This window comes from Streptomyces sp. NPDC057939 (genome assembly GCF_042887545.1).
Classification (GTDB): domain Bacteria; phylum Actinomycetota; class Actinomycetes; order Streptomycetales; family Streptomycetaceae; genus Streptomyces.
The window spans coordinates 1-16,360 of sequence record NZ_JBHVPG010000069.1 but is presented as its reverse complement, the minus strand read 5'-3'; the positions used below and the strand labels follow the sequence as shown (position 1 = coordinate 16,360).

Annotated in this window: 17 protein-coding genes; 10 read left to right on the top strand and 7 right to left on the bottom strand. The window is 72.9% G+C overall.

Features of this window, described 5'->3' with window-relative positions; translation table 11 throughout:
• Positions 1-10: 10 nt before the first annotated feature.
• The gene (locus ACFVS6_RS39200) at positions 11-958 is read right to left on the bottom strand and encodes a helix-turn-helix transcriptional regulator (RefSeq protein WP_389711313.1); all 948 of its coding nucleotides are present in this window, start codon (positions 956-958) and stop codon (positions 11-13) included.
• A 62-nt stretch (positions 959-1,020) separates the two neighbouring features.
• On the opposite strand from ACFVS6_RS39200, the gene ACFVS6_RS39195 reads away from it, so the two are divergent.
• The 3 genes from ACFVS6_RS39195 (at position 1,021) to pfkB (ending at position 4,491) form a co-directional block, all read left to right on the top strand.
• The gene (locus ACFVS6_RS39195) at positions 1,021-2,613 is read left to right on the top strand and encodes an MFS transporter (RefSeq protein ID WP_389711312.1); all 1,593 of its coding nucleotides are present in this window, start codon (positions 1,021-1,023) and stop codon (positions 2,611-2,613) included.
• A gap of 169 nt (positions 2,614-2,782) precedes the next feature.
• On the top strand, positions 2,783-3,544 hold the full coding sequence (locus ACFVS6_RS39190) for a DeoR/GlpR family DNA-binding transcription regulator (RefSeq protein WP_389711311.1): 762 nt from the start codon (positions 2,783-2,785) through the stop codon (positions 3,542-3,544).
• The gene (gene pfkB, locus ACFVS6_RS39185) at positions 3,541-4,491 is read left to right on the top strand and encodes a 1-phosphofructokinase (protein WP_389711310.1); all 951 of its coding nucleotides are present in this window, start codon (positions 3,541-3,543) and stop codon (positions 4,489-4,491) included. The genes ACFVS6_RS39190 and pfkB overlap by 4 nt, the downstream gene beginning before the upstream one ends.
• A gap of 35 nt (positions 4,492-4,526) precedes the next feature.
• Here pfkB and ACFVS6_RS39180 read toward each other — a convergent pair whose 3' ends face one another.
• Positions 4,527-5,303 carry a DUF6227 family protein gene (locus ACFVS6_RS39180; protein WP_389711309.1) on the bottom strand — a complete coding sequence of 259 codons (777 nt, stop codon included), beginning with the start codon at positions 5,301-5,303 and terminating at the stop codon, positions 4,527-4,529.
• Positions 5,304-5,495: 192 nt separating this feature from the next.
• Between ACFVS6_RS39180 and ACFVS6_RS39175 the strand changes: the two genes are divergently transcribed.
• Positions 5,496-6,137, top strand: a complete 642-nt coding sequence (locus ACFVS6_RS39175) for a vitamin K epoxide reductase family protein (protein ID WP_389711308.1) — start codon at positions 5,496-5,498, stop codon at positions 6,135-6,137.
• Positions 6,138-6,265: 128 nt separating this feature from the next.
• On the opposite strand, the gene ACFVS6_RS39170 is transcribed toward ACFVS6_RS39175, so the two are convergent.
• Positions 6,266-6,676 carry a rodlin gene (locus tag ACFVS6_RS39170; protein ID WP_281209863.1) on the bottom strand — a complete coding sequence of 137 codons (411 nt, stop codon included), beginning with the start codon at positions 6,674-6,676 and terminating at the stop codon, positions 6,266-6,268.
• A gap of 282 nt (positions 6,677-6,958) precedes the next feature.
• On the opposite strand from ACFVS6_RS39170, the gene ACFVS6_RS39165 reads away from it, so the two are divergent.
• Together ACFVS6_RS39165 and ACFVS6_RS39160 are read left to right on the top strand one after the other, a co-directional pair.
• Positions 6,959-7,429, top strand: coding sequence for a hypothetical protein (locus ACFVS6_RS39165; RefSeq protein WP_389711307.1), 471 nt, complete (start codon positions 6,959-6,961; stop codon positions 7,427-7,429).
• A gap of 127 nt (positions 7,430-7,556) precedes the next feature.
• Complete coding sequence (locus ACFVS6_RS39160; RefSeq protein ID WP_281209865.1) at positions 7,557-7,802, top strand: chaplin; 246 nt, start codon at positions 7,557-7,559, stop codon at positions 7,800-7,802.
• Between the two features lie 78 nt (positions 7,803-7,880).
• On the opposite strand, the gene ACFVS6_RS39155 is transcribed toward ACFVS6_RS39160, so the two are convergent.
• The 4 genes from ACFVS6_RS39155 to ACFVS6_RS39140 form a co-directional block, all read right to left on the bottom strand.
• On the bottom strand, positions 7,881-8,231 hold the full coding sequence (locus ACFVS6_RS39155) for a hypothetical protein (RefSeq protein WP_389711306.1): 351 nt from the start codon (positions 8,229-8,231) through the stop codon (positions 7,881-7,883).
• A gap of 180 nt (positions 8,232-8,411) precedes the next feature.
• Positions 8,412-9,608, bottom strand: coding sequence for a chaplin (locus ACFVS6_RS39150; protein WP_389711305.1), 1,197 nt, complete (start codon positions 9,606-9,608; stop codon positions 8,412-8,414).
• 122 nt (positions 9,609-9,730) lie between these two features.
• The gene (locus tag ACFVS6_RS39145) at positions 9,731-9,964 is read right to left on the bottom strand and encodes a chaplin (protein ID WP_389711304.1); all 234 of its coding nucleotides are present in this window, start codon (positions 9,962-9,964) and stop codon (positions 9,731-9,733) included.
• Positions 9,965-10,196: 232 nt separating this feature from the next.
• The gene (locus ACFVS6_RS39140) at positions 10,197-10,607 is read right to left on the bottom strand and encodes a rodlin (RefSeq protein WP_281209869.1); all 411 of its coding nucleotides are present in this window, start codon (positions 10,605-10,607) and stop codon (positions 10,197-10,199) included.
• A gap of 376 nt (positions 10,608-10,983) precedes the next feature.
• Here ACFVS6_RS39140 and ACFVS6_RS39135 point away from each other — a divergent pair, with 376 nt between their 5' ends.
• The 4 genes from ACFVS6_RS39135 to ACFVS6_RS39120 all read left to right on the top strand — a co-directional run bounded on the left by ACFVS6_RS39135 (position 10,984) and on the right by ACFVS6_RS39120 (position 16,235).
• A complete protein-coding gene (locus ACFVS6_RS39135; RefSeq protein ID WP_389711303.1) occupies positions 10,984-12,087 on the top strand; it encodes a DUF3344 domain-containing protein in 1,104 nt (367 codons plus the stop codon).
• A 100-nt stretch (positions 12,088-12,187) separates the two neighbouring features.
• Positions 12,188-13,330 (top strand): glycosyltransferase, encoded by a 1,143-nt coding sequence (locus tag ACFVS6_RS39130; RefSeq protein ID WP_389711326.1) that lies wholly within the window; start codon positions 12,188-12,190, stop codon positions 13,328-13,330.
• A gap of 2 nt (positions 13,331-13,332) precedes the next feature.
• Positions 13,333-14,865, top strand: a complete 1,533-nt coding sequence (locus tag ACFVS6_RS39125) for an exopolysaccharide biosynthesis polyprenyl glycosylphosphotransferase (protein ID WP_389711325.1) — start codon at positions 13,333-13,335, stop codon at positions 14,863-14,865.
• 2 nt (positions 14,866-14,867) lie between these two features.
• Positions 14,868-16,235: an O-antigen ligase family protein gene (locus ACFVS6_RS39120; RefSeq protein WP_389711302.1), complete on the top strand. Its 1,368-nt coding sequence runs from the start codon at positions 14,868-14,870 to the stop codon at positions 16,233-16,235.
• Positions 16,236-16,360 lie beyond the last annotated feature (125 nt).

The window sequence follows — 16,360 nt, the reverse complement described above, 5'->3', positions numbered from 1 at the left end:
TGCGGTCCGGTCAGGGCGAGCCCGCCGCCCCCGTCAGGCGGGCGGCGAGCGTTCGGGCGGCCGCCGAAAGGAACTCCGGCGCGAGCACCGTGAACGGCAGTCCCGTCAGTGCCAGTCGGGCCACCAGCCACTCCGGGGTGTCCGCGCTCTCGAAGCGCACCCGGGCGCCGCCCGCCTCCGGCCGCGCCCCCTCCCGCAGCCAGCCCGGCAGTTCCTCCGGGGCCACCGCGAAGGACACGTCGACCCCGTACCGCTCCCCGCCGCGCAGCCCGCGCCGGACGAACTCGGCCGCCTCCATCGGCAGCTCCCGCGGCGCGAACCGGGCCCCCGTCGCGAAGGGCTCGCTCACCCGGTCCACCCGGAACGTCCGCCAGTCCTCCCGCTCCAGGTCGAAGGCCACCAGGTACCAGCGGCTCCCCGTGCTCACCAACCGGTACGGCTCCACCTGCCGCCGGCTGTCCGCCCCGTCCCGCGCCCGGTACGCGAACCGCAGCCGCTCCAGCCCCGCGATCGACGCGGCCATCGTCGTCAGCGTCCGCGGATCCACGCTCGCCCCGTCCCCGCGGGTCACCGCGACCGTCGCCGACTGGAGCGCGCCCACCCGGTGCCGCAGTCGCGAGGGCAGCACCTGCTCCAGCTTCGCCAAGGCCCGTACGGAGGCCTCCTCGACCCCCTCGATCGCGTGCCCGGCCCCCGCCCGCAGCCCGACGGCGATCGCCACCGCCTCCTCGTCGTCCAGCAGCAGCGGCGGCATCGCCGCCCCCGCCACCAGTCGGTACCCGCCGTCCGCGCCCAGCGAGGCCTCCACCGGATATCCGAGGTCCCGCAGCCGGTCGATGTCCCGCCGGATCGTCCGGGCGCTCACGCGCAGCCGCTCGGCGAGTTCGCTGCCCGGCCATTCGCGCGGGGTCTGCAGCAGGGACAGCAGGGTGAGCAGCCGCGCCGGGGTGTCGTTCATGGCCCAAGGCTGCCATCGAAATAGGACACCAACTGACCTATATCCCGTCTAGGTTTCTCTCCATGAGCACCGAGACGTCCCAGACATCGCCCGAAAGAAAGAACGGGCCCGTACGAGAAGAGCGGAACGCGCCCACGGCATCAGCACCGGACCCGGGCACCGCCCCCGACGAGGCGGCCGCCCCGCCCGGCGACCGCCGCCGTTGGCTGGCGCTCGCCATCGTGATGACCGCGGCCTTCATGGACCTGGTCGACGTCACGATCGTCAACATCGCGATACCCAGCATGCGCGAGGGGTTCGGCGCCTCCACCAGCGCGATCCAGTGGATCACCGCCGGGTACGCCCTCGCCTTCGCCGCCGGCCTGATCACCGGAGGCCGTCTCGGTGACATCTACGGCCGCAAGCGCCTCTTCCTCCTCGGCATCGCCGGTTTCACCGCCGCCTCGTTGCTCTGCGGCATCGCCGCCAACCCGTCCATGCTCGTCGCCTCCCGCATCCTCCAGGGCGCGATGGCGGCCCTGATGGTCCCGCAGGTGCTGGCGATCATCCACGTGACCTTCCCGCCGCACGAGCGCGGCAAGGTCTTCGGCATGTTCGGTGCGATCGTCGGCCTCGGTGCCGTCTCGGGTCCGATGCTCGGCGCGCTGCTCACCCAGTGGAACCTCTTCGGTCTGGAATGGCGCCCGATCTTCCTGATCAACCTGCCCGTCGGCATCGCCGGCGTGATCCTGGGCCGCAAGTTCATCACCGAGTCCAAGGCCCCCCGGGCGCTGCGCCTGGACCTGGTCGGCGTCGTCCTCGCCACCGTCGGCCTGGTCATGCTGATCTTCCCCCTCACCCACGGCCGGGAGAACGACTGGCCGCTGTGGGGCTTCCTGTGCATGGGCGCGGTGCCCTTCCTCTTCGTCGGTTTCATCGCCTACGAGAAGTACAAGATCAAGAAGGACGGCTCGCCGCTGGTCGAGCTCTCCCTCTTCAAGGTCAAGAGCTTCGCCGGCGGCATCGCCGTCCAGCTGACCTTCGGCATCGCGACGGGCATCTTCTTCCTCGTCTGGACCCTGTACATGCAGATGGGCCTCGGCTGGAGCGCCCTGCGGGCAGGCACCACCGGCATCCCGTTCTCGCTGGCCGTCTCGGCCGCCGCGGGCATCTCCGTCCAGAAGCTCGTACCGCGCTTCGGCCGCAAGGTGCTCCAGGCCGGCGCGCTGACCATGGCCGCGGGCCTACTCCTCTACATCTGGGAGTCCGAGCACTACGGCATGGGGATCGCGTCCTGGCAGATGGCGGCCCCGCTGGTCGTGATGGGCATCGGCATGGGCCTGATCGTGGCCCCGCTGACCGACACCGTCCTGTCCCAGGTCCCGCGCGAGCACGCCGGATCGGCCTCCGGTCTCATCAACACCACCGGCCAGATGGGCAACGCCCTGGGCCTCGGCCTGACCTCCGTGGTCTTCTTCGGGCTCATCGACGACGACCGGGTCTACGGCGCCCCCTACGTCGAGGCGTTCCGCGGCGCGCTGTGGTGGGTCGTGGCGGTCCTCGTCGTGATCTTCGCGGTGATGTTCATGCTGCCGCGCAAGCAGGTTCCGATGGGGGAGCGCGAGGGCGCGGTCGAGCACGCCGACCCGTCGCCGGAGAAGGTCCCCACGGCCTGAGGCGCCACCGCCCGAGGGCCCCGCGCGGCCCGCACGGCGTCCGCGAGAACCGCACGGACATGCCCGCCCTCCACGGCGGGCATGTCCGTTTTGCTTTGCTTCCGCGGATCCGGCGGCGTACGGTGGGGAGGAAACCACGCAAGCGGGCACAGGACGGACGTAAAGCCACATGTACGCAGCCGAGCGACAGCAGGAGATCCTGCGCCTCGCCCGCGAAGCGGGCCGCGTCGACGTGCTCTCCCTGTCCGAGCGCTTCCAGGTCACCTCCGAGACCGTGCGCCGCGACCTGACGGCCCTCGACCGGGCGGGCCTGATCCGCCGCGTCCACGGCGGCGCCATTCCGTCCGGCCGCCTCGACTTCGAGCCCGACCTCACCGAACGCGAGGCCACCGCGGCCGACGAGAAGGACCGCATCGCCGCCGCAGCCCTCCTGCGGATCCCCGACGGCGCCGGCATCATCCTCGACGCCGGCAGCACCGTCGCCCGGCTCGCCGCGCGCATCCCCGTCGACCACGCGCTCACCGTCGTCACCCACGCGCTGCCCGTCGCCGCCAGGCTGGCCGACCACACCGGCATCGACCTCCACCTCGTCGGAGGCCGGGTCCGCCACCGCACCCGGGCGGCCGTCGACGCCTGGGCGCTGCGCGCCTACGCCGAGGTCCGCGCCGACGTCCTGTTCCTCGCGACGAACGGCTTCACCCCCGAGGCCGGCCTGACCACGCCCGACCTGGCCGAGGGGGCCGTCAAGCGGGCCGCCATCGCGGCCGCCCGCCGGGTCGTCCTGCTGGCCGACTCCGCGAAGGCCGGGCAGGAACACTTCGCCCGCTTCGGCACCTTCGCGGACGTGGACCTCCTCATCACCGACACGGGGCTCGCCCCGGCTCACAAGGCGGCCATCGAAGCCGCCGGTACGGAAGTCGAACTCGTATGATCGTCACCGTCACCCCCAACCCCTCCCTGGACCGGACGTACGAGGTCCCCTCGCTGGAGCGCGGCACGGTCGTGCGCGCCACCGGCGACCGGGTCGACCCGGGCGGCAAGGGGGTCAACGTCTCGCGCGCCGTCGCCGCCGCGGGCGTCCGGACGACGGCGGTCCTCCCGCTCGGCGGTACCCCCGGCATACTGCTCGCCGAACTGCTCGGCGCCCAGGGCGTGGACGTCACCGCCGTCTCGATCGCCGGCCGGACGCGCACGAACATCTCGGTCGCCGAACCGGACGGCACCCTCACGAAGATCAACGCCCCCGGCCCCGAGCTGCTGCCCGAGGAATCGTCCCTGCTCCTGGAAACGGTCCGCGCCTGCTCCGCCGACGCGGACTGGATCGCCTGCTGCGGCAGCCTGCCCGGCGGCCCCGGCCCCGACTGGTACGCCGAGCTGGTCACCCGGGCCCACGAGGGCGGAGCCCGTGTCGCCCTCGACACCTCCGGCCCCGCGCTCCTGGCGGCGCTCCCCGCGCGCCCCGACGTGATCAAGCCCAACGCGGCGGAGCTGGCCGAAGCCGTCGGCCGCCCCCTGCCCACCCTCGGGGACGTCGTCAAGGCGGCCGAGGAACTGCGCTCGCTGGGCGCCGGAGCCGTCCTGGCCTCCCTGGGCGCCGACGGTCAGCTCCTCGTCTGCGCGGAGGGCACCTTCCACGGCACCGCGCCCGTCACCGCCGTCCGCAGCGACGTCGGCGCCGGCGACGCGGCCCTGGCCGGGTTCCTCATCGCGGGCGGCACCGGCCCGACTGCCCTCGCCTCCGCCCTGGCCCACGGGGCGGCGGCCGTACAGCTCCCCGGCAGCGCCATGCCCACCCCCGCCGACCTCCGCCCCGCGGAGGTCCACGTCACCGCGGACCCGCCGCTGGACCTCCAGCTGACCGGATCCGCCACGACCTGATCGGGGTTCCCCTCCCGCCCGGGCGGGAGGGGGCGTCACCTCACCCGCGCGCGAACCTCCATCGCCCCGCGCGCGGCGGCCTCGCTCCCGTACACCTCGCACATGTGCCGGCCGTCGGGCGTGGCCGTGTGCTCGACCTCCCACAGGCTGTACTCGCCGCCGTCCAGCAGCACGAACGCGTGCTCGTACAGGCTGAACCCCGCGTCCCGCCCGTCCGCGAGGCACTGCCGGCCCCCGAAGGCCTGCGTGATCCGGTGGGCGTACGCCGAACGCAGCCGCTCCGCCACCGCCTCACCGGGACGGTCGGGGTTCTCCGCGCGCCGCAGCACCCGGCGGGCGTGGTCCGCGGACTCCTCCATGGCGTACTCGCGGTGCCGGTCCTCCGGCGCCGATGCCGCGAACAGGGCACTCAGCACGGAGAGATCGGACTCCACCTCGTCATCGGCCGCGCCGCCCGCCTGTGACGGGTCCGCCACCGCCTCCGCGGGCGCCTCGCCGAACAGCCCGGTCACCGCGAGGCCGAGCTCGGCCTTGCTCGCGAACACCTCGCAACGGGTGCTGCGATCACCCTTCAGTCGGTAGGCGAGCTCCCACAGGGAGGCCGAACCCCCGTCGGCCAGCAGGTAGGTGTGCCGGTGCGTCTCCCGCCAGAGCCCCGCCGCCGGGCTGTGGTGGGTGGTGTACAGCGAAGAGCTGTGGGCGAGCGCGGTGCCCAGGCGCTCGACCAGCGCGTCCGGCAGGTCGAAGGAGTTGAGTGCGCGGCCGAGGAGTCGGTCGAGGTGCGCCTCGGTTGTCTCGTACGGATCGCTCAAGGTGGGTCTCCAGGCCGTCGCAGGTTGTCACTTCGCAGACGCTCAACGTAGCCCCTGGTTCTGACATCACGTCCGGGGTTCGGTAAAACGTCCGGGAAGCATCAGGGGTTCCCACCACACCTTCAGGTCAACTTCCGGCTGTATAGGCATGATTAGGGACCCTCTGTGCAACTGCGGGGGACTATGGGTGACATGGCAACGAATACAGTGGGCGTCCCCCGTCAGCAGGGACTGCCCGGCGGTCGACACGAGGACGAGCCCGCACCGGCCCCGAAGGGGCTGCCATGGCTGCTGGTGCTCACCGGGGCCGCGGGGCTGCTGGCCTCCTGGGTCATCACCCTGGACAAGTTCCTCCTGTTGGAGGACCCGGACTTCAAGCCCGCGTGCAGCCTCAACCCCGTGGTCTCCTGCGGCAGCGTCATGAAGAGCGACCAGGCGGCGGTCTTCGGATTCCCCAACCCGATGCTGGGACTGGTCTGCTACGCCGTCGTGGTATGCGTGGGCGCGAGCCTGCTCGCCGGGGCCCGGCACCGCGGCTGGTTCTGGCTGGGACTGAACGCCGGCACCCTCTTCGGCACCGGTTTCTGTGCCTGGCTGATGGTCCAGTCGCTGTACGAGATCAACGCCCTCTGCCTCTGGTGCAGCCTGGCCTGGGTGGCGACGCTGCTGATGTTCTGGGCCGTCACCGCGCACAACGTCCGCGCCGGCCACCTGCCCGCGCCCGCCCCGGTGCGGGTCTTCTTCGCCGAGTTCGGCTGGGCGCCGCCCGCCCTGCACATCGGGGTGATCGCCATGCTGGTCCTGACCCGGTGGTGGGACTTCTGGACCGGCTGACACAACCGCCCCATCACGCACGGGAGCCCCGGCAGCCGCAAGCTGCCGGGGCTCCCCCCGCTCCCGGGTCGTGAGCGGGGCGTCCCCTGCTCCGCGGGCGTCGTGGGCCCGGGCGGAGGGGGCGGGGTTCAGCTGCCGATGGAGCCGTTGCCCGAGAGGACCGGGATGTTGCTGAGGATGTGCGAGAGCGGCTCGTCGCCCTTGGCCTGGGTCGAGTTCTCGGCGCACTGCTGGTTCTGCGGGTTGGACAGGACGTTGATGTCCTGGACGCCCACGTTGATCAGGGCCAGGATCGACTGGGCGTTGACCTTCGCCGGCAGACCGATGCAGGGCTTGTTGAGCGTGCCCTGGACCAGGCCGAGCTGCGGGCTCTGGTCGCCGTGGGTCTTCTGGTTGCCGTAGATCTGCGAGGCACCGTTGCCGTTGACGGTGTTGACCCCGTTGTCGTTGCCGATGGCCATGGCCGGAGCCGCGGCCGCAGCGCCGGCGCCGACGGCAACGGCGGAGACCGCGGCAGCAGTCATGATCTTCTTGAGCATCATTGGTCCTTTTGTCGCACGAGTGCCCGTTGGTGGAGCTCCCTGGACAACTGCCGCCCGCGGGGTTGGTTCCGCTCCTTCACTCAAACGGCCCGTTCGTGCCGCGCCATTCGCCGGACCGGGTGAGGCCGCTACGGACGCGTGCGCGAAGCCCGTACGCACCCACCGGGTCCACCCGGCCGCCCGCCGTCCGGTTGCGGTCCGTACAAGGTGTTCGCACGGTGGGTAAGGAAGCGGATCGCTCGGGTCCGTTTCTGAGCGACCACATCCGAAGGAACCTCCATGCTGCGCACCAAGCCGTCCCGCTTCCGCGTCCTTGTCCCGTCGGCCCTCGCGGTCGTCATACTGTCCGGCGCGGTCGCCCCCGCGGTCGCCGCGGACGGCGAGGGCGCGGCGGCCCTCACGAAGAAGGTGGAGGCCGTCCAGGAGCAGATCGACGGTCTTGAGGCGCTGGAGTCACGTGCGGCGGCCGGCCCGATCGACGACCTCCTCGCCGGCATCGGCACGACCCTGGCCGACCTCCTCAAGTCGCTCCAGGCGCTGCTGCCCGGCGTGACCCTGCCGGAGATCAAGCTGCCGACCCTGCCCGCGCTCCCGGCGATCCCCGCGATCCCGAACCTCCCGACGGCGCCGACCCTCCCGCCCGTCCAGGTCCCGCAGCTGCCCGTCGCCAACCCGGCCGTCCCCCCGGCGACCGGTCTCGTCCCCGCGATCCCGGAGATTCCGGCGATCCCCGACATTCCGATCCACTAGCAGTTACGACTATTGGGCTGAACAGGTCTGATCGGTTCCGCAGCCGTGTCGTCCGGGACGGTGGACCGTTTCGCTCGGTGTGAGCCCCGGCATCGGGGCAGGACATCGAACAGAAGGTGCACTTCCCATGAACTCTGCTGCTGCCAAGAAGGCCGCCCTGGTCCTGGCCACCGCTGGTCTCGCCGCGGCCGGTGCCGCCGGCTCCGCCGTCGCCGACTCGTCGGCCGAGGGCGCGGCCGTGGGTTCCCCCGGTGTCCTCTCGGGCAACCTGGCTCAGGTTCCGGTCCACGTCCCGGTCAACGTCTGCGGCAACTCCGTCAACGTGATCGGCCTGCTGAACCCGGCGTTCGGCAACGTCTGCGTCAACGACTGACGTTCGTCGCATTCTGCACACGTGACTGTGGGCGCCCCCGGCCTCGCCGGTGGCGCCCACAGTCATGTCGGCGGCAGTTCAGTGCGCGCCGCCGTTGAGCTTCACACCGCCGAGGAGTTCCGGGGACGCCTGGGGGGCGAGGTTCGCGACCTCCAGGACCTCGCCGGGGAGGTTGTTGCGGGCCTGGTTGACCTTCTGGACGGTGCCGAACACCTTGTCGACGCTCTGCCCCTGCTCGGCGAGTCCGTTGCCCACCGTCTGGGGGAGCGCCTCGGTGACGGGGCCGACGGCGTTCAGCGCGTCCGACAGTCCGCTCGTCGCGCTCATGGGGGGCATCGACGCCGGGGTCTCGGTGGCGAAGGCCGGGGTCGCGGCGCCGAGGGCGGCGACGGAGCCGACGAGGACAGCGGCGACCTGCTTGAGCTTCATTATTCGAAATCCTCTTCTTTTCGTGGGCAGAGGCGTCGGCGGCGACCGTCGCGCCGCTTTCGACCTGGGTAACGATTACCGGCCGCTACGGAAACGCCGGGTTTCGGGGCACGGCAACGGCCGGAGAATCCGACAAGGGATTCTCCGGCCGATATTTCTTCTGATTACCGGTATTCCCGGTCAGGAGACGCGGGACCGCCGGTAGAGAATCGCGCCGCCCAGGATCAGGGCCGAGGCGAGGGCCGCCGCGGCCTCCGGCCGGCCGGCTCCGGTGTCGGCCAGCTCCGGCGCCGCCACGTGGGCCGGCGCGGGGGAGACGGGGCCGCGGGGCGCCGGGACGGAGGGGACCTCCGCGGCCGGAACGGGCGCCGGGGCGGGTGCGGGAGGCAGCGGCACCGGGGCGTCACCGCCGGGGGCGGCCGGGGGCTGGTCGCCGGGCCGTACGTTCTCCGGCACCGGGACGGGCGCCGGGGCGGGCCGCTCCACGGGCTGGCTGCCGTGCGGCGGTCGCGTCGCGGGGGGCTCCTGCGCGACGGGCGGCGCGGGGGCGGGCAACGGGGCCGGGAGCGTGTGGGGCTGCGGCTCCGGCCGCGGTTCCGGTCGGGTCTCCGGCCCCGGCTGCGGCTTCGGGACCTCCTGGACCGGTACCGGGACGGGCTCCGGCGCCGGCAGCGGTACGGGCTGCGGCTCGGGCACCGGCGGGATCTCCGGCACCGGGACGGGCGCCGGGGCGGGCAGCGGCGCCGGGTGCTCGGCGGCCGGCTCCGGCTTCGGCTCCGGGAGGGGCGCCGGATGGTGCGGCGCGGGCGGCGCCGGGTGGGGGACCGGGTGCTCGGCGTGCGGCGGGGGCCCCGCGGGGTGGTCGTCGCACTCCTCCTCCGGCTGCTGCTGCTGCTGCTCGCCCGGGCCGCCGTAGCCGCCGTCGTGGGACGGCTCCTCGTGGCGGGGCGCCGCGTGCCGCGGGAGGTGCTCGCGGGGGGTCTCGTGGCGGCGCTCCTCCTCGTGGCGCTGGGCCGGCAGCGCGTGCCGGCCGCGGCTGTGCTCGTCGAGGTAGCGCTCGAAGGTCTCGGCGTGCTCGGGGCTGAGGTAGCGCTCGTAGTCGTGGTCGACGTCGGAGCCGGTCGTGGTGACGCAGGTGTTGCCCATCGCGGGGTTGAGGGCGGCACCCCCGTCCACGCTGTTGCCGCACACGTTCGGGGCGAAGGTGATCGGTACCGAGACGCTGTTGCCGGACAGCACACCCGGAGAGTGCGAGGCCTCGGCCGTCGCCCCGGGATGCGCGTAGGCCGCGCCGGTCGCGATCGACAGCAGGCTGGACGCGGCCGCCGCCGTGAGCATCCCCTTGCCCAGTACCTGTCGACTCAGTACCTGTCGCATGGGTCCTTCCCTGTCTACCGGCGCTGGGGCCGGTGCTGAATCGAAGGTGGCCCCGGAGTGCACCGCCGTGCACTCCGGGGCCACCCCGAGGAGGTTCGCCCCCGCGGGGCGCAGGCGCTTCGTCAGTCGTTGACGCAGGTGTTGCCGAACGCCGGGTTCAGCACGCCGACCACGTCGACGGTGTTGCCGCAGACGTTGACGGGGATGTGCACCGGGACCTGGACCAGGTTGCCGGAGAGGACACCGGGGGAGCCCGCGGCGACACCGCTGGCGCCCGAGTCGGCCATGGCGGGGGAGGCGACACCGGCGGCCATCAGCGCGCCGGCGGCCAGCACCACTGCCTTCTTGTACGTCATTTGATTTCGATCCTTTCCCGCAGGGGCGTATCCACTGCAGAAATAACAACGAGCGGCTCCGGGAAAAGAAACCGGAGATTTTTCGGGGTCGGTGGGCAATTCACTCCGATGCCCCGGGCTTCGTGTGTCGAATTCCGTGATGATTCGTTCCGGAATTCGAAGGCGTCCTATACGCGGCGAGGCCGCCGCGACCCGAGGGTGCGACGGCCTCGCCGGGGCGGGGCTGAGGGGGTCAGCTGCCGGAGGAGACGTTGCCCGAGAGGATCGGGATGTTGTCCAGGATGTGCGAGAGGGCCTCGTCGCCCTTGGCCTGGGTCGAGTTCTCGGTGCACTGCTGGTTCTGCGGGCTGGACAGGACCGGGATGTCCTGGACGCCGACGTTGACCAGGGCGAGGACCGACTGCACGTTGGCCTTGGCGGGCAGGGCGATGCAGGGCTTGTTGAACGAGCCCTGGATGAGCGCCATCTGCGGGCTCATGTTGCCGTACGTGGCCTGGTTGCCGTAGATCTGCGAGGCGCCGTTGCCGTTCACGGTGTTGATGCCGTTGTCGTTCCCGATCGCCATCGCCTGCGGGGCCATCGCGGCACCCAGACCGACCACGGAGGCGGCAACCGCTGCGCCAGCCACAAACTTCTTGATCATTTTCGTCCCTTTTTTGCAGGATTGCCCGGTACTGGAGCACACGGAACAACGGCCCCGCCCCGTCCCGGGTTGCGTCGATTCACCCGGATGCCGACGTTTCGGAGCGGAAGGTTGACGTTCAGGCGTTCCCGCGGCGGTCCCGGAGGGACGAACGGCCAGGCCCGGTGCGTCGTCCGCGACTTTCACGGCTTTCGGGACTTTCGCGACGGGTCCCCTTTTTCGCCGCGGTGGTGCGCGGCCTTAACGACCCGCCCACCGCGAGGGTGCGTACCGTCGCCCAAAAGGCCGTACGAGCGAGTCCGACGTGATTTCCAGCCTGATTTCTGACAAAGTTCACTCCTGTTTTGTCCCCTTGATCGAAAATGGAGACAGGGACATGGGTTCACCCCGCAGAATCCTCGGCACACTCGGCCTGCTGTCCTGCCTCACACTTTCCGCCAACGCCCCCGTGGCGCAGGCGGCGGAACCGGTCGGGCCGCGCGAATTGCCCCGGGTGCCCTTCACGCAGCGTTATCAGGCCGTCCAGCACGGCGGGCTCGTCCGGGCCTCGAACTCGGGCATCAGCTGCCGCAAGGAAGCGGCCCCGCAGGCCGAGCCGTGCGCCGAGGTCAAGCGGGGGGCGGCCGGGGTCAACAGCGACTTCGAGATGTTCTACAGCGAGGTCGACAAGGACCCGGACACCTACAACTCCACCCGCGCCGAGCTCAAGGTCCCGCCGGGCGCGAAGGTCTCGTACGCCCGTCTCTACTGGGGCGGGAACCTGCGGGTCGGCGAGCAGAAGCCGCCGCAGGACAACGGTCGGGTGCTGGTCGCCGAACCCGGCGGCGCCTACAAGGCCGTCTTGGCCGACACCGTGATCGGGCACCGCACGGACGCCGGGAGCGACGCCTACCAGGCCTCGGCCGACGTGACCCCGCTCGTCCGCAAGGGCGGCGCGGGCCTGTGGACCGTCGCGCAGCTCAACATCGCCATGGGGCAGTCCGACGTGGGCGCCTGGGGCGGGTGGACCCTGGTGGTCGCCTACGAGCACCCGCAGGAACCGCTGCGCCGGCTCTCCCTCTGGGACGGCTTCGAGGGGTTGGTGGCCGGGGGCGGCGAGGCGGCCGGGGAGACGGTGGAGATCGCCGGGCTGGACGCCGCGGCCGGCTCCGCGGGGCGGGCCGGGGTGGTCGCGTACGACGGGGACCGCGGGACCCTGGGCGACTCACTCACAGTGACCGCCGACAGTGGTCGCCGGGTCAGCCTCAGTGATGCAGAAAATCCTTTTAATGATGTTATGAATTCCACGATCACGGAATTCGGACGTCCCTCGTTCGTGCGACAGCCCGAACATATTAACAATCTCGGATATGACGCGGACGTGTTCGATCTCAGCCCCGCGCTGTCCGGTGGTGCCCGCAGCCTGAGTTTCAAGTTCACAGGCGAAAGCCAGGGTCAATTCCTCGGTGTGCTCTTCGTTCAGACAGACGCGCGCCGCTGAACGCAGGAGTCCACTCCACGTGCCGACACAACCATCAGCACAGCCTTCACCAGCACGGCCCCCACGGGGACCTTCCGGATCCACGTTCACCGTCCTGCACCTGGTGCAGCCCGTGGACGGCGGCGTGGCCCGGGTCGTCACCGACCTCGTACGGGCGCAGACCGCCGACGGCCTGCGCGTCGTCGTCGGCTGCCCGCGCGGCGGGCGGCTCGCCGACGACGCCCGGGACGCCGGCGCCGAGGTGCTCACCTGGCGCGCCGGGCGGGCCCCCGGCCCCGGCCTGCCCGCCGAAGTCCTCGGCGCCGCCCGGCTGGTCCGCCGGGTGCGGCCCGATCTGCTGCACGCCCACAGCGCCAAGGCGGGACTCGCCGGACGGCTCGCCGTACGGGGTTCCCTGCCCACGGTGTTCCAGCCGCACGCCTGGTCCTTCGACGCCGTCGGCGGAGCCACCGCCGCGCTCGCGCTGCGGTGGGAGCGCTTCGGCGCCCGCTGGGCCGACCGGGTGCTCTGCGTCAGCGAATCCGAGCGCCGGGCGGGGGAGTCCGAGGGCATCACCGGCCGCTGGTCGGTGATCCGCAACGGCGTCGACCTCGACCACTTCCGCCCCGGCCGCCCGGACCCGGAACAGGACCGGTCCGAGGCCCGCGCCGGTCTCCCGCTGCCCGAGGGGCTGCGGGCCGGCGGGCCGCTCGCCGTCTGCGTCGGCCGGCTCTGCCCGCAGAAGGGCCAGGACATCCTGCTCCGGGCCTGGCCGGAGCTGCTCGGGACCGTCCCCGGAGCCCGGCTGGCGTTGGTCGGGGACGGTCCCGACGGCGAGCGGCTGCGCCGTACGGCACCGCCCGGAGTGTTCTTCGCGGGGGCCGCCGCGGACATCCGACCGTGGCTTCGGGCCGCCGATCTCGTTGTACTGCCGTCGCGGTGGGAAGGAATGGCGCTCGCTCCGCTCGAAGCCATGGCCTGTGGCCGACCGGTCCTGGTCTCCGACGTCAGCGGTGCGCGGGAGAGCCTGCCCTCCGGCCAGGGACGGCTCTGCCTGGTGCCACCGGAGGACCCGACGGCCCTGGCGAAGGCCCTGGGACGGCTCCTCACCGAACCGCGGCTGCTCGCCGAACTCGGGGAGCAGGCCCGGCAGCACGCCCGGACCGACTTCGACGTGCGGCGGACCGCGGACGCGGTCACCGGCCTGTACCACGAACTGCTGGGCAGGCCCCGGCCCTCGAACCAGGAGCGCATCAGCCGATGACGATGGACAGCGCACCCGCCCGGCACGGCGGGCAGGGCGGCACGGGGCCCGCCGGCGGCAGCGCCTTCGCGCCCGCGCCGCCGGCGGAAGCCCGCCGCTCCGTGACCGCGATCCACCCCCCGCGGGGCCCCCGGGCCGAGCGGGCCCGGCCCGTCGTCCGCCCACAGCGGGCCCGTCGCCGTGACGGGCTCGTCCCGCTGCTGACCGCGGACGTGCTGGCCGTCGCGGCCACCGCGGCCGCCGCCCCCGCGTCGGTTCTGCCGACCGGCGCGGCCGCGCCGGCCTTCGTCACGCTCGCCGCCGCGCACATCGCCCTGCACGCGCAGGCCGGGCTCTACCGGCCCCGGCTCGCGCCCTCCGCGCTGCTCGAACTTCCCGCGCTGGCCGGGCGGGCCGCCGTCCTGTGGTGCGCGGCCGCCGCCGTGCTCGCCGCCGCCCTGCCCGGACACGCCCTCGGCTGGAGCGCCCTGTTCGGGGCCGTCTGCCTCCAGGCCCTACTGGCCTGCGCCGGACGCGGATTCGTCAACCAGCTGCACCGCCGCTCCGCCGTGCGCAGGCCGCTCTCCGCGCTCGTCGTCGGCCCCGGCGAGGGCGCCGGCGCGGTCGCCGCCGCCCTGCACGGCCGCCCCGAGTACGGGCTGCGGCCCGTCGGCATCGCCGACACCGAACCCGCCGCCGACGGGGGGACCGGGCAGCTGCCGCTGCTCGCCACCCACGAGGACATCCGGCGCGCCGTCATCCAGAACTCCGTGCGGCACGCCGTGTTCACCCGGCCTCCCGAGGCCGACGAGCGCACCGCCTCCCTGGTCCGGCTCTTCCACGACCACGGCTGCCGGCTCTGGCTCGCCGACCCCGCCGGGACCGCCAAGGTCACCGGCATGCGGGTCGCGCAGCCCGCCGACCAGCTCTGGGGGTACGCCGTGCAGCCGCTGCTGCCGCGCCCCTCCCGGCCGCTGGAGCGCTACGCGAAGCGGGCCATCGACTCCTCCCTCGCCGCCCTGGCCCTGCTGGCCGCGGCCCCCGTCATGGGCGCCTGCGCGCTGGCCGTACGGCTCTCCGACGGCCCCGGCGTGATCTTCCGACAGGAACGGGTCGGCCTGTACGGGCGCCCCTTCACCCTGCTGAAGTTCCGCACCCTGCGCGCGAACGAGCACGAGTCCGCGACCCGCTGGACCGTCGCCGGCGACCGCGGCATGAGCCCCGTCGGCTCCTTCCTGCGCAAGTCCTCGCTGGACGAGCTCCCGCAGCTGTGGAACGTCGTGCGGGGTGACATGAGCCTGGTCGGACCGCGCCCCGAACGGCCCTTCTTCGTAGCCAAGTTCAGCAGCATCCACCCCGGCTACGAGGCCCGCCACCGGATGCCCGTCGGGATCACCGGACTCGCCCAGATCAACGGCCTGCGCGGGGACACCTCCATCGAGGACCGGGCCCGCTTCGACAACCACTACATCGACACCTGGTCGCTGTGGCAGGACCTGTGGATCCTCGCCCGGACCGCGGCCTCCTTCTTCCGCTTCCGCCTCGGGGGGAGTTGAGCATGAGCCTCGCCGCAGACTCCGTACTCCGCGTTCCCGGCCTGCCGGGCATGCTGCGCCGGCACTGGCCGCTGCTGCCGCTCGCCGCGACCGTGCTGTTCCTCCTCGCCCCCCTGCCCGCCGGCGACGCGACCGCGTCCGGGAAGGTCGGGCCCGCCGACGCCGCCTCGCTGCTCCTCGCCCTGGTATGCGGGGTGCAGGCCCTGCGCGGTCGGGTGCGGGCGCTGACTCCGCTGGGCGTGCTCGTCCTCGGGCTGCCTGCGGTCGGGCTGGCGGTGGCGACCGTGACCGCCGGGGACCCGTACGCGGCCCTGCCCGGGTTCGTCCGCTACCTCCAGGTCTTCGTGCTGGTCCCGGCGGCCGTGGTGCTGCTGGTGCGCGACGCGCGGGAGTTCCGGATCGCCGCCGGGTGCTTCGTCGTCCTCGCGCTGGTGCAGGGGGCGGTGGGGGTCGTGCAGTACGCGACCCACACCGGCGCCTCCTACCAGGGCGAGGACGTCCGCGCCGTCGGCACCTTCGGCCCCGGCGACGTCATGGGCATGGCCACGGTGGTGGCCTACGGGCTGGTCGTGGCCACCGCCGCCGCGCTCGCGCCGGGGCTCGCGCCCCGGGTCCGGCGGATCGCCGGGGCGTGCGCGCTGGTGCTCGTGGTGCCGCTGGTGCTGTCCTTCAGCCGGGGCGCCTGGATCGCCACCCTCGGCGCGGCCGTGCTGGTCATGGTGCTCGCCGGGATCCGGAGGGCGCTGAAGGTGCTGGTCGCGCTCGGCGCCGCCGGCGTGGTCCTCGTCGGGGGACTGGGCGTCGGCTCGGAGATGGTCGCCGAGCGGCTGACCTCGATCACCCAGGTCTCCAGCGCCCCCGACCAGTCGGTGACCGACCGCTACACGATGTGGGCGGCCGCCGGGTCGATGTGGCGCGAACGCCCGGCCGCGGGCGTGGGCCTCAAAGGCTTCCCCGCCCACCGCGACGGACACTCCTCGCTCGGCCTGTCCTCCGGCAGCGACACCGCCGGCGCGGGTCAGGCGTACCTGCGCCAACCGCTGCTGTCCCCGCACAACATGTACCTGCTGATCCTCAGCGAACAAGGACTGATCGGGCTCACCGCGCTCGTCGGCGGCTGGGCCGTCCTGCTCGTCGCGGGCCTGCGCCGGTACGCGACCGGGCGGGGGATCCGCGACTGCGGGCTCGTCGCGATCGGCCTCCTCGTCTGGCAACTGACCGACTTCCTCTACGCCGACATCGGCGGCCCCTCCACCGTCCTGACCGGCGTGATCATCGGACTCGCCGCCTGGTGGGCACTGCCCTCGCCCGGGGACCGGTGGGCTCCCGGATCGGGGAGCGCGCTCCCCGACGGGCCGGCCACCCGGTGACCGACACCACGCCCTGGCGGCGGCCCCCCGCCGCGGCGGCCCGAATAGCCCCCGCCCCGGGCCGGCCCCCCCCCCCGGCCGCCGCACCCGCCCGGCCCCCAACGCCCCCCCCCGGCGCGGGGCCC